This window comes from Pseudomonas sp. TWP3-2 (assembly GCF_049897765.1).
Taxonomy (GTDB): domain Bacteria; phylum Pseudomonadota; class Gammaproteobacteria; order Pseudomonadales; family Pseudomonadaceae; genus Aquipseudomonas.
In genome coordinates, this window is the sequence record NZ_JAFCWW010000016.1 from 37,959 (window position 1) to 50,472 (window position 12,514).

Here is a 12,514-nt window from a genome sequence, read left to right on the forward strand (position 1 = left end):
CCACTCAAGGAAGAGCAAACATGCGACCACTCAACATTATTCTGCTGGCCTCGGCGTTCAACGGCCTGACCCAACGCGCCTGGCTGGAACTGCGCCAGGCCGGACACTCGCCGAGCGTGGTGCTGTTCACCGACGAAGCCTCGGTGTGCGAACAGATTGAACACAGCGGCGCCGATCTGGTGATCTGCCCGTTCCTCAAGGACCGCGTGCCGCATGCGTTGTGGAGCAACACCCAGCGGCCGGTGGTGATCATCCACCCGGGCATCGTCGGTGATCGTGGCGCGAGCGCACTGGACTGGGCGATCACCCGCGAACTGCCAAGCTGGGGCGTCACCGCCCTGCAAGCCGTGGAAGAAATGGACGCTGGCCCGGTCTGGGCGACCTGTGAATTCAATCTGCCGTCGGGTCTGCGTAAATCCGAGCTGTACAACGGCCGGGTCAGTGACGCGGCGATGCTGTGCATTCGTGAAGTGGTAGAGAAGTTTGTCGACGGCTTCGTACCGGTGGCGCTCGATTACACCGATCCCAAAGTGCGCGGACGTTTGCAGGCGAACATGAAGCAGGATGACCGCAGCTTCAGCTGGCACGACTGCTCGCGCTTCATCAAACGTTGCATCGATGCGGCGGATGGTCAGCCGGGCGTGCTGGCGAGTCTCGCGGGCGGGCAGTATTACCTGTACGACGCGCATCTTGATCAGCGCACCGGCATGCCCGGCGAAATTCTCGCGGTGCATGACGATGCAGTGCTGGTGGCGACCGGGGATCACAGCCTGTGGATCGGCTCACTGCGGCGCAAACCGCAACCCGGCGAAGAAACTTTCAAGCAACCGGCGCGGCATGTGTTGGCCGGGCATTTGTGTGGCGTGCCGGTGTTGGACTGGTCGATCGCCAGTCAGCCGTTCAGCGACGAGGCGTATCAACCGATCCGCTATCGCGAATCCGGCAAGGTCGGTGAGTTGACCTTCGAGTTCTACAACGGCGCCATGAGCACCGAGCAATGCCGGCGCATGGTTGACGCGCTGCGCTGGGCCAAATCCCGCGACACCCAGGTGCTGCTGATCAAGGGCGGGCGTGGCAGCTTTTCCAACGGCGTACATCTGAATGTGATTCAAGCGGCGCAGGATCCGGGTGCTGAAGCCTGGGCGAATATTCAGGCGATTGACGACGTATGCGCAGAGCTGCTGAGTGCGCGGCAACTGGTGGTCAGTGGTGTGACCGGCAATGCCGGCGCTGGCGGCGTGATGCTCGCGCTGGCCGCGGACATCGTGCTGGCCCGGGCCGATATCGTGCTCAACCCGCACTACAAGAGCATGGGCTTGTACGGTTCGGAATACTGGACCTACAGCCTGCCACGCGCGGTCGGCCCGGTGATGGCCGAGCAGTTGACCCAGGCGTGTCTGCCAGTGAGTGCCAGTCAGGCGCAACTGCTGGGCATGGTTCAGGAAATCGGCCCGCGTTGCCCGGATGAGTTTGCCTTGTGGCTGCTGCAACGGGCGAATGGGGTGTTGACTGACCCGACGTATGCGCCGGTGCGCGAGCGCAAGACGCGGGTCGATCAGGCGTTGATCGAGCAATGCCGGGAAGCCGAGCTGCAAGAGATGCAGGAGGACATGCTGTACAACCGCAATCAATTCGCCGAGAAGTGCCGGCACTTTGTTCACAAGCGCAAGGTGTGCGGGACGCCGGCGCGGTTGGTGGAGGATTGGGCGCGGGTGGATGTGACCGAGTTGGCCAGTTAATCGGCGGTGGCAGTTTTTCCCCTCACCCTAGCCCTCTCCCAAGGGAGAGGGAACCGACCGAAGTGTCTTGCGCCATGCATCGACCTGAGAAAACCGGTCGATTATGGATTCAGAGCCAAGCGTTCAAGTCGGTGTAAATCTTCAATATCCCCGGATCGGTCCCCTCTCCCCCCGGGAGAGGGCTAGGGTGAGGGTGCTTTTGCCCTACAATGCCCAACCCCCAGACACCGGCCCGCCCCCATGGACATCGACCTCGCCCGCACCTTCCTCGAAATCGTCCGCCACGGCAGCCTCGCCGCCGCCGCCGAAAAGCTCTTCGTCACCCAGACCGCGATCACCGCGCGGGTGCAGAAACTCGAAAGCCAGTTAGGCAGCACGCTGTTCGTGCGCAACCGTGCCGGCGCGCGTCTGACGCCCAACGGCGAAGCGTTCGTGGTCTACGCCACTCAGTTGGTACAGACCTGGGAAGCCGCACGCCGTGATCTGCCGCTGCCCGAGGGCTACGACAACGTGCTGCACATCGGCGGCGAAGTCAGTCTGTGCAACCCGTTGATGCTCAGTTGGGCCGCCGAACTGCGCGAAAAAATCCCCAGCCACGCCCTGCGCATGGAAGTGCGCGACGGCGAAAACCTGCTGCGTCAGCTCGAACTCGGCGTACTCGATGCAGCGCTGGTGTATCAGCCGGAATACTGGCCGGGCCTGCAGGTCGAGCAAGTGCTGGAAGAGAAACTGATTCTGGTTCGAACCCCGAATCGTCCCGATCCCTACGTGTACATCGACTGGGGCCCGGACTTCCGTCGTCAGCACGACGCCGCAATGCCGGAAAAAGCCAAGGCAGCCTTGAGCTTCAACCTCGGCCCGCTGGCCCTGCAATACATTCTGGAGAACGGCGGCAGCGGCTATTTTCGTACCCGTGTCGTGCGCACTTATCTGGAAAGCGGCGCACTGGAAACTGTCACCAAAGCCCCGGAATTCGGCTACCCGACCTACCTCGTCTACTCCCGAGACCGTGATTCGGCGATCCTGCAACAGGCGTTCGATCTGCTGCGCGAGGTGATCAAGACCGATGACGACTGGTCGCAGCGCTGGAATCCGCTGAGCTGATCCGGTCGCCACAAACCGGACTATGGCACTGCTGGCCTCAAGGTTGGTCCTGCACAAATGAGCGGATCGGCTACTCTGCCGGGATAACAACAATCTCCGCAGGTGAGCGCAGTGAGGCAGACCACCGAGGCATTTCGCAGCCGCTACCGCGCGGCGATCCATCCGCGCTACAACCCGTGGCTGCACGGCGTGTTCGTGCTGCTGTTCGGGGCGCTGGCGATTGGCGGGTTCTGGAGCAGCGTGCAGCAAGTGCGGGCGCTGGAATGGCTGACTGTGCCGCTGACTCTGCTGTTGTTCAACTTCGGCGTGTACGTGGTGCATCGCCATCTCGGCCATCACAAGAAGTCCTTCGCCAAACTGTTCTATGCGCGCCATGCCGGCGACCATCACAGCTTCTTCACCCCCGGTCACATGACCTACGACAGTGCGCGCGACTGGCGGGTGATTCTGTTCCCGGCGTGGCTGATTGTGCTGCACACACTGGTCATCACCCTGCCGCTGTGGTGGCTGCTCGCGCAGGTCAATGCCAATGTAGCCGGGCTGTTCGGCGGCTGTATGGTGCTTGGCTACCTGACTTACGAGGTGTTTCACGCCTGTGAGCATCTGCCGCCGCAGAACCCGCTGACGCGCCTGCCGTGGATTCGCCAGATGCGTCGTTTGCACGAGCTGCATCACCGGCGCGAGTGCATGCAGGAGCGCAACTTCAATATTGTTTTCCCGCTGATGGACTACCTGTTCGGCACCCTGTATTGGGAACCGGAACCCGCCCCCCTGAACCTGTCGAGACCCCCCATGACGCGCATGCAGCACCAGATCGACATCGCCGGCGAGCCGACCGCCGTGCTCGCTTACGCCGCCAGCGTCAGTTGCTGGCCGCAGTGGCATCCGTCGTCACTGAAGATCGACGGCCCCGCCGGCCCGCTGCATGCCGGCGCGCGTTTCGAAGAAGACATCCGTGCCGGTGGCCGCGATGGGCATTTGCGCTGGGAAGTCAGCGAATATCTGCCCGGCCGCCGCTGGTGCGCGCGGGCCAGAGGCGATCATGGCTTGTCGCTGCTGCTGACTTACGAATGTTCGGCCGAGGCCGGCGGCACGCGATTCGTGCGCACGCTGGATTATCAATTCGACGGACTGACGATGCGCATTGCCAATCGACTGCTGCTGAAAACGCGCATTGAGCGCGAATCCAGCGCGTCGATGCTGGCCTTGCGCGAGATGGCGGCGCAGCATCTGGCCTGCGCGAGAGCCAGCGCATGAAATTACGCCATGGATGGGTGCTGCTGCTCGTAGTGATTCTGGGGTTTCTGCTGCTGATGCCGAGCAAAGTCGAGCCGGTGGCCTGGACGCCGCAAGCGGCGCCGTCACTGACCGATGGCATTTATGCCGAAAATCAACTGCTCAAGGCTGCGACCAAGGTCGGCCCCAGCGATATCGAAGGCCCGGAAGCGCTGCTGCTGGAAGGCGATTTGCTGATCACCGGCTTGCATGACGGCCGGGTGCTGCAAACCAGCCTTGACGGCACGCAACGCAAAGTGCTCGCCGACACTGGCGGGCGACCGCTGGGCATGGCCCGGCATCCCAACGGTTTGCTGGTGATCGCCGACGGGGTCAAAGGCTTGCTGTCGCTCGACGCCCAAGGCCAGGTCATCGCATTGACCAAAGAGGCCGATGGCGTGCCGTTCGGTTTCACCGATGATGTGGCCATCGACAAGCCCGGTCATTACGCCTACTTCAGCGATGCATCGAGCCGTTGGGGTTACGGGCATGACGGCGAAGCTATCATCGAGCATGGCGGCGACGGGCGACTGCTGCGCTACGACTTTCAGACCGGCAAAACCAAGGTCTTGCTGGACAAGCTGGAGTTCGCCAACGGCGTGACCCTCGGCCCCGAGGACGCTTATGTGCTGGTCAACGAAACCGGCGCCTACCGCATCAGCCGCTATTGGCTGACCGGGCCGAAAGCCGGGACGCAAGATCTGTTCATCGACAACCTGCCGGGGCTGCCGGACAACCTTGCGTTCAATGGTCGAGACCGGTTTTGGGTGGCACTGTATACGCCGCGTAACGCGTTGCTGGATCGCACGGCCGGGCATCCATTCGTACGCAAGATGATCGTGCGGGCGATGACCGTGTTGCCGAAACCGCTGGAAAAGCGCGGGTTTGTGTTGGGGCTGGATTTGCAGGGCAAGGTGATTGCCAATCTGCAGGACGCTGGCGAGGGCAATTATTCGCCGATCACGACTGTTCGTGAGTATGGCGACTGGTTGTATCTGGGGTCTTTGAAGGCTACGCATATGGCGCGGGTGCCGTTGGCTGGTGCTCTGAAGTGAACCCGGTGATTCTGTGTTGAGTTGACTGGCGCCATCGCGGGCAAGCCCGCTCCCACAGTTTCTTGTGGTGGATACAAAACTTGAGTTGCACCTCCACCACTGTGGGAGCATGAGGCACCTCGCAAGGAGTCGAGAATTTCGGACTCTGAACATTCGAGGTGCCGTTATTGCGGGCCGTTCCAATCAATTCGCCACCGATGGTCGGCGGATCAATCAGCGGTCAGGCCTGAGCCTGCAATCGCTCGACGATTTCGTTCTTCACCGTCAGGCGTTTCTCTTTGAGCTTTTTCAGCGCGTCATCATCGGATTTGGCGTTCTCGGCGTCGACGACGTTCTTGTCGGCCTCGGAATACTTGTTGAGCAATGAATCCAGTCGTGGATCCTGGGTGCGTTTTTGCTGGATCTCTTCCTTCGTGCAACTCAAGTCCTGAAACAGGTCATGGGGAACCGGCATGTGACACCTCCGTCAGTTGATCGGGTGGCCAACGCGCTCGATTGCGCCAGCCACCTATGAGAATGGCCTCGGTTGACCGGTTCTGTCGACCTCCTGTCAGACCGACGGTGGCCGTTCGTCGCCCTGTCGTAAATGCGATAAAACCTTTGTCCGTGGCGATCCCTCCATTGAATAACGCTCACAAAAACCTGTGTGGAGAAATACTAATGGACGGATTCAACCTGCGTCATCTCGCCCTTGCAGTAGCCATGAGCTGCGGCATGGGCAGTGCCTTCGCCGCCACCGACAACGACTTTGTCGACAACGCTGCCGCTGGTGGTATTGCTGAAATCGAAACCAGCAAACTGGCACTGGAAAAGAGTGCCTCGGCGGACATCAAAGCGTTCGCCAATCAGATGATCACCGACCACAAAAAGGCCAACGCTGAACTGGCAGCTATTGCCAAGGCGCACGACATTGAAGTGCCGGACGAAACGACTCTGGTAAAGCAGGCCAAGGAAAAGATCCTGGATATGCGCGACGAGTCCTTCGATGCGGCCTATGCCAACAACCAGGTCATGGCGCACGAGGAAACCATCAAGCTGTTCAAGGAACAAGCCAATACCGTGACGGATGACAAGGTCAAGGGCGCTCCCGAGCTGAAAGCGTTTGCTCAGAAAATGCTGCCGGCGCTGGAGAAGCATCTGGCGCATGCGAAAGAGTTGCAGGCAAAACATCCAAGCAAGTAATGAGACCTTTTGCCCTCACCCTAACCCTCTCTTAAAGGTAGAGGGGACTGACCGTGTTGTTCAGGCGAAATTCATCGACCTGCAATTGCGAGGCGAGCTCAGGCTTTGACAAACACACGAATCGGCTCCCTTTCCCCTTCTCCCATTGGGAGAGGGCTGGGGTGAGGGGCTGGATTTCAGGAACGCCAAAAAATTCCGAACCCTTCACCCACAAAAAAGCCGCCCCCAAACGAGCGGCCCTGCCCGATCAACCCGACTTAACCCCCATCCGTATCAATATCCGCATCCGTCTCCTCCCCAGGCTTGGCCCGATCAGGCTTCGGCTCGAATCCCGGACTGAACTCATTGTCATTGTCCGTATGCTTGTTTTTCTGGTCCACTGCCGGATCCGCGATTTGCGGCTCTTCAGTGTCGATCGGCTGTTGCGGCGTTTGTTCGTTCATGGCCACCTCAATTCGAAAAAACAGGCGCGACTGAAAGCTGCCGCACCGTTAAGATTCGAAGCCTGATACCGCTGAAACGTTCAAAAGATCATCACCGGCAGCCACGCCGACTAAAGTTAGCGGGCGTTGCTTGCGGCAGATCAAAAATATCCTCGCGAGAACGAACAACTATTTCGAGCGGCAAATGTCATTCACTTCGCGCCGGTGATTTTTTACCGAACCGGCCCCCCATTCGCTACGGAGCAACAGGCACATGGCAGCACTGCAGAACAGCACACTCGATGCGTTGAAAAACAAACAGACCCAACTCCTCAGCGAATGGACCAAAGGCCTTGGCGACAGCGGCGCCACGCGCAATCTGAAAGAACATGACATCCAGCTGCAAACCAGCGAATTCCTGCAGCTGGTGATCAGCGGACTGGAAAACGACAACGGCACCAACATCCATTCCCAAGGCTGGGAAGTGACGCGTCAGTTCCTCGAAAAACTGTCCCACAGCCGCGCCCTGCTCGGCCAGGATGCCAACCAGACCGCGAGCTTCATTTTTTCGTTGAAAGGCCCGCTGTTTGCGCTGCTGCAAGATCACTACAAAGATCAACCGGCCCTGCTCGGTGAACAATTGTGGGAGATGTCCGAGCTGCTCGACGCATTCGGCCTGCACACCATCCGCACTTTCCAGAAATCCCGTGAAGCGGTGATCAAGCGTCAGCAGGAAGAACTGCTGGAGCTGTCGACCCCGGTGGTCAAACTGTGGGACGGCGTGCTCGCGCTGCCGATGATCGGCACCCTCGATTCGCAACGCACCCAAGTGGTGATGGAGTCGCTGCTGCAACGCATCGTCGACACCGGTTCGGAAATCGCCATCATCGATATTACCGGCGTGCCGACCGTCGACACCCTGGTCGCACAGCACTTGCTGAAAACCGTGACGGCGATTCGACTGATGGGTGCCGATTGCATCATCAGCGGCGTGCGTCCACAGATCGCGCAGACCATCGTGCACCTGGGTCTCGACCTGCAAGGCGTAGTAACCAAAGCCAACCTGGCTGACGCATTGAAACTGGCCCTGACCCGATTGGGTATCAGCGTCACCAAATCGGTTTAAACCATGGAACGTATTCCGATTCTTCAGATGGGTGAGTTTCTGCTGGTGACCATTCAGGTCGACATGCATGACCAACTCGCCCTCACGTTGCAGGACGATCTGTCAGAGCGCATCAGCCGAACTTCGGCGCGCGGAGTGTTGATCGACATTTCGGCGCTGGACATGGTCGATTCATTCATCGGGCGGATGATCAGCACTATTTCTGGCCTGTCGCGCATCATGGACGCGCAAACCATGCTGGTCGGCATGCAGCCGGCGGTGGCGATCACGCTGGTCGAACTCGGCTTGACCCTGCCCGGCGTGAGCACGGCGTTGAACGTCGAGCGCGGGATGAAATTGCTACAGGAACGAGTGCGTCAGCAATGACCCTGCGCAGCAGCGGCACTCAACCGATCCACATCGAGCAGGACGTGGTGCTTGCCCGTCAGACCGCACGAAAACTGGCGACCGAGTGCGGCATGCGTTTGATCGACCTGACCAAAATGGTTACCGCCGTCAGCGAGCTGGCGCGTAACACCATGGTCTACGGTGGCGGCGGCGATATGGATTGGGAGATTCATGATCGCGAGGACGATCACAAGGTCGGCCTGCGTCTGACCTTTCGCGACGAAGGTCCGGGCATCGCCGACATCAAACTGGCAATGACCGACGGCTGGACCTCCGGCAGCGGCATGGGCCTCGGGTTGACCGGCGCCAAGCGGCTGGTCGATGAATTCGAACTGGAGACCGAGCCCGGCAAAGGCACACGGATAACGATTACCCGATGGACATGAATATCAGCGGCAGCCTGACGCAAGTCTTGCGCATAGAAGACAGCAGCCAGATTGGCTACGCCCGGCGCACCGCGCAGCAGCTTGCAGAGTTGCATGGCTTCGACGAACGCGATGCCGGCCGCGTGGCCCTGGTAGCAACGGAACTCGCGAGCAATCTGATCAAACACGCCGGCCATGGCGAAATTCACTTGCGGGCTTTAAAGCGCCTGGATGGATTCGGCATCGAAATGCTCGCTGTCGATCGCGCCCAGGGGTTCGATCTCGACGCGTGCCTTGCGGATGGTTTTTCCACGGGCGGCACGCAAGGAATCGGCCTTGGCGCCGTGTCGCGTCAGGCTGAAGTGTTCGACGTCTACGCCGACCAGCGTGGCGCGGTACTGCTGGCGCGTCTGTATCCGCGCAGCGATCGCCAACCGGATATGCCGTATGGTGTCAGTCAGCATTCGCTGCATGACGATCCGGCATGCGGTGATGTCTGGCATTTGGCGTATAACAACGGGAGCATCAGCGCTCTGGTGGTCGACGGTCTCGGTCATGGCGAAGACGCTGAACGCGCCGCGCGTGCCGGCGAGCGTGCCTTTGCCCTGACACCGTTTGCCGAACCGACGGTGCTGATGGAAGACATGCACCGCGAGATGATCGGCAGTCGTGGCGGCGCGATGGCATTTGCCCAGTTCGATGGCGCGCGTGATCAACTGATTTTCGCCGGCGTCGGCAACATTGGTGCAAGCCTGATCGCCGCTGACAAGTCCCGAGGATTAGCCTCGCATCCGGGGATCGTCGGCGGGCAATACCGCAAAGCGCGGCCTTTTGATTATGCTCACGTGAACGGACACTTATTGATCATGTACAGCGACGGGTTGCAGTCCCGCTGGAATCTTCAAGACTACCCTGGCCTGGTGCATCGCCACCCCGCCGTGGTAGCCAGCGTTTTGCACCGCGACTTTTGTCGCGGGCGAGACGATGTGACGGTACTGGTGGTTGCTCTGGAGGCCGCCCATGGCTGAATCGCCGACCTTGAGCAGTGCCGAGCAAACGGCACTGATCGCGCAGCTGCAGGCCGAGACGGCGTCATTGCGCGAGGAACTCGATGAAACCAATCAGGGCGTACTGGCCTTGTATGCCGAACTCGACGCGCAGGCTGACGAACTGCGTGAAGCTTCGGATCTGAAAAGCCGTTTCCTGTCGTACATGAGCCACGAATTTCGCACGCCGCTGGGCTCTATTCTCAGCATCAACAGCCTGCTCGCAGATGAAATAGACGGGCCGCTCAGTCCCGAGCAGCACAAGCAGGTGGCGTTCGTCAGCACCGCCGCCCGCGAGCTGAGCGACATGGTCGATGACTTGCTCGATCTGGCGAAAATCGAGGCGGGTCGCATCAGTATTTCTCCAGCCTGGTTCGACATGTTCGACCTGTTCGCCGCATTGCGCGGGATGTTCCGGCCGATTGTCGACGCGACCGCTGTAGATCTGATTTTCGAAGAGCCGGTCGGCCTGCCGCGCCTCTATACCGATGACAAGAAGCTCGCGCAGATCCTGCGTAACTTCATTTCCAACTCGCTGAAATTCACCACGCGCGGCGAAGTGCGGGTTTCGGCGCGCCTGGAGTGCGAGGGCAAGATTCGCTTTGCCGTCAGTGATACCGGCATCGGCATCGCACCCGAATTGCACGGCGCATTGTTCGAGGACTTTTCTCAGGTCGACTCACCGTTGCAAAAACGCCTGCGCGGCACCGGCCTCGGCCTGTCGCTGTGCAAACGCTTTGCCGAGCTGCTCGGTGGCGAAGTCGGGCTGAACAGCCAGCCCGGCGTCGGTTCGACTTTCTTTGTGATCATTCCATTGGCCATCGCCAAGGAGTCCGACGATGAAACGTGACATTCGTCTGTTGATCGTCGACGACAACGTCGCCACCCGCTACGCCTTGCGCCGGCGCCTGGAAGGGCACAGCTATGTCGTGCTGGAAGCCGGCACCGGTGGCGAAGGCCTGGCTCAGATTGAAAGTGAACAGATCGACGCGCTGATCCTCGACGTCAATCTGCCGGACATGAGCGGTTTCGACATCGTGCGCAAGTTGCGCGCCGACCCCGCCACTGCCCTGCTCCCGGTGATTCATGTCTCGGCGGCGTCGATCCAGACCGGCGACATCATCACCGGGCTTGACGCAGGCGCCGATGCCTACCTGATTCACCCGATCGACCCTGAAGTGCTGTTGGCCACCCTGCGCACGCTACTGCGGGTGCGTGACACCGAAAATGCCCTGCGCGAGAGTGAGGCACGGTTTCGCGAGATTTTCGCCAACATCTCCGCACCGATTGCCGTGCTCGACGCCAGCCTCAAGGTGCACGAGTGCAACCATGCCTTCGCGCAACTGATTCAGGACAACCGTGATTCGCAAACACTCAGCGAATGCTTTGCCGAGGATCAAGGGGCAATCCTCGACGAGCTGCGTCTGCGGCTGGTCGAAGGCGAGCGCTGGAAAGGCACGCTGAACATGCGCGTGCAGGGCGAGATCCGCGAAACCGAGTGGCAGATTTCCCCCTATCGCACGCCTGAGCTGAGCCTGGTGTTTGTTGAGGACGTGACCGAACATCGTCACCGCGAGCGCTCACACCTGGCGCGACTGGACGACACCACTTCGCAACTGGCGCGCGCCGAATCGCAGTTGCTGCAAGTGCAGAAAATGGACGCGCTGGGCAAACTTACCGGTGGTATCGCCCACGACTTCAACAACATGCTGACCGGGATCATCACCAGTCTGGAGCTGATCCAGAAGCGTGCAGCCGACGGGCGCACCGAGAAGATCGGGTTTTACGCCAAGGCTGCCCTGAGTTCAGCGACCAGCGCCGCTTCTCTGACTCACCGTTTGCTGGCGTTCGCCCGGCAACAACCGCTCGACACCCGCCCGGTGGACATCAACCAGCACGTCCGGTCGCTGGAAGAGTTGCTGGAACGCACGATTGGCGAACGCATCGCGCTGAAACTGGAGCTGACCAGTAAATCGGCGATTGCCCTCGTCGACCCGGTGCAACTGGAAAGTGCCGTGCTGAATCTGGTGATCAACGCCCGCGATGCATTGCCCCAGGGCGGCAATATCTGGCTCAGCACCTACGCCGCCTACTCCCACGGCGACCCGAATCTGGCAGATGGCGCTTATGTGGCGGTGTCTGTACGCGATGACGGCACCGGCATCGAACACAACGTGATCGACAAGGTATTCGACCCGTTTTTCACCACCAAACCGCTGGGCCAGGGCACTGGCCTGGGCTTGTCAACGATCTACGGTTTCGCCCGCCAGTCCGGCGGCGATGCGCATATCCGCAGCGTGGCCCGGCGCGGTACTGAAGTGACGATCATGTTGCCGGCCACCTCAGACCCGACTGCTGCAGACGTCACGCCAGCATCTGTCGATCCGCAAGGTGCGGGTGAACATGTTCTGATTGTCGAGGACATGCCGTCGGTGCGGCTGTTTGTGACGGAAGTGCTGGAGGATGCCGGTTATCGCTGCACTCAGGCGGGCGACATTGAAACTGCGCTTGAGCGCTTGCAGAACGACCCGTCGATCAACCTGTTGCTGACCGATGTTGGACTGCCGCGCATGAGTGGCCGTGAACTGGCGGACGTGGCGCGTGGCTGGCGCGAGGCGTTGCCGATCCTGTTCATGACCGGGTATGCCGAGACGGCGATCAATCGTCAGGTGTTTCTTGGCAGCGGGATGGACATGCTGGTCAAGCCGTTTCAGATCAGCGAACTGCCGGACAAGGTACGTCGCACCCTCGACGGCGTCTAAGATCAAAAGATCGCAGCCTTCGGCAGCTCCTACAGGGATCGTGGGTAATGC

Annotated in this window: 13 protein-coding genes; 11 read left to right on the top strand and 2 right to left on the bottom strand. The window is 60.3% G+C overall.

Annotated elements, in window-relative coordinates:
* Positions 1 to 20: 20 nt before the first annotated feature.
* The 4 genes from ACP7EE_RS20695 (at position 21) to ACP7EE_RS20710 (ending at position 5,173) form a co-directional block, all read left to right on the top strand.
* On the top strand, positions 21 to 1,739 hold the full coding sequence (locus ACP7EE_RS20695; protein ID WP_426236338.1) for an enoyl-CoA hydratase-related protein: 1,719 nt from the start codon (positions 21 to 23) through the stop codon (positions 1,737 to 1,739).
* A 240-nt stretch (positions 1,740 to 1,979) separates the two neighbouring features.
* Entirely contained in the window at positions 1,980 to 2,843 is an 864-nt protein-coding gene (locus ACP7EE_RS20700; RefSeq protein WP_426236340.1) for a LysR family transcriptional regulator, read from the top strand.
* A 111-nt stretch (positions 2,844 to 2,954) separates the two neighbouring features.
* Positions 2,955 to 4,100 carry a sterol desaturase/SRPBCC family protein gene (locus ACP7EE_RS20705; protein WP_426236342.1) on the top strand — a complete coding sequence of 382 codons (1,146 nt, stop codon included), beginning with the start codon at positions 2,955 to 2,957 and terminating at the stop codon, positions 4,098 to 4,100.
* Entirely contained in the window at positions 4,097 to 5,173 is a 1,077-nt protein-coding gene (locus tag ACP7EE_RS20710) for an SMP-30/gluconolactonase/LRE family protein (RefSeq protein ID WP_426236344.1), read from the top strand. The genes ACP7EE_RS20705 and ACP7EE_RS20710 overlap by 4 nt, the downstream gene beginning before the upstream one ends.
* Before the next feature lie 220 nt (positions 5,174 to 5,393).
* Here ACP7EE_RS20710 and ACP7EE_RS20715 read toward each other — a convergent pair whose 3' ends face one another.
* Complete coding sequence (locus tag ACP7EE_RS20715; protein WP_420649180.1) at positions 5,394 to 5,627, bottom strand: hypothetical protein; 234 nt, start codon at positions 5,625 to 5,627, stop codon at positions 5,394 to 5,396.
* Between the two features lie 206 nt (positions 5,628 to 5,833).
* On the opposite strand from ACP7EE_RS20715, the gene ACP7EE_RS20720 reads away from it, so the two are divergent.
* Positions 5,834 to 6,355, top strand: coding sequence for a DUF4142 domain-containing protein (locus ACP7EE_RS20720; protein ID WP_420649181.1), 522 nt, complete (start codon positions 5,834 to 5,836; stop codon positions 6,353 to 6,355).
* 257 nt (positions 6,356 to 6,612) lie between these two features.
* Here the strand turns inward: ACP7EE_RS20720 and ACP7EE_RS20725 are convergent, their stop codons facing one another.
* Positions 6,613 to 6,798: a hypothetical protein gene (locus tag ACP7EE_RS20725; RefSeq protein WP_420649182.1), complete on the bottom strand. Its 186-nt coding sequence runs from the start codon at positions 6,796 to 6,798 to the stop codon at positions 6,613 to 6,615.
* A gap of 253 nt (positions 6,799 to 7,051) precedes the next feature.
* On the opposite strand from ACP7EE_RS20725, the gene ACP7EE_RS20730 reads away from it, so the two are divergent.
* The 6 genes from ACP7EE_RS20730 to ACP7EE_RS20755 are packed head-to-tail and all read left to right on the top strand — an operon-like array spanning position 7,052 to position 12,463.
* Positions 7,052 to 7,903: an STAS domain-containing protein gene (locus tag ACP7EE_RS20730; protein WP_420651244.1), complete on the top strand. Its 852-nt coding sequence runs from the start codon at positions 7,052 to 7,054 to the stop codon at positions 7,901 to 7,903.
* 3 nt (positions 7,904 to 7,906) lie between these two features.
* Positions 7,907 to 8,269, top strand: a complete 363-nt coding sequence (locus tag ACP7EE_RS20735; protein WP_426236346.1) for an STAS domain-containing protein — start codon at positions 7,907 to 7,909, stop codon at positions 8,267 to 8,269.
* A complete protein-coding gene (locus tag ACP7EE_RS20740; RefSeq protein WP_426236348.1) occupies positions 8,266 to 8,676 on the top strand; it encodes an anti-sigma regulatory factor in 411 nt (136 codons plus the stop codon). The genes ACP7EE_RS20735 and ACP7EE_RS20740 overlap by 4 nt, the downstream gene beginning before the upstream one ends.
* Positions 8,673 to 9,683 (top strand): ATP-binding protein, encoded by a 1,011-nt coding sequence (locus ACP7EE_RS20745; RefSeq protein WP_426236437.1) that lies wholly within the window; start codon positions 8,673 to 8,675, stop codon positions 9,681 to 9,683. The genes ACP7EE_RS20740 and ACP7EE_RS20745 overlap by 4 nt, the downstream gene beginning before the upstream one ends.
* The gene (locus ACP7EE_RS20750) at positions 9,676 to 10,551 is read left to right on the top strand and encodes a sensor histidine kinase (protein WP_426236350.1); all 876 of its coding nucleotides are present in this window, start codon (positions 9,676 to 9,678) and stop codon (positions 10,549 to 10,551) included. Before ACP7EE_RS20745 ends, ACP7EE_RS20750 begins: the two co-directional genes overlap by 8 nt.
* Positions 10,541 to 12,463 (top strand): response regulator, encoded by a 1,923-nt coding sequence (locus ACP7EE_RS20755; RefSeq protein WP_426236352.1) that lies wholly within the window; start codon positions 10,541 to 10,543, stop codon positions 12,461 to 12,463. Before ACP7EE_RS20750 ends, ACP7EE_RS20755 begins: the two co-directional genes overlap by 11 nt.
* Positions 12,464 to 12,514 lie beyond the last annotated feature (51 nt).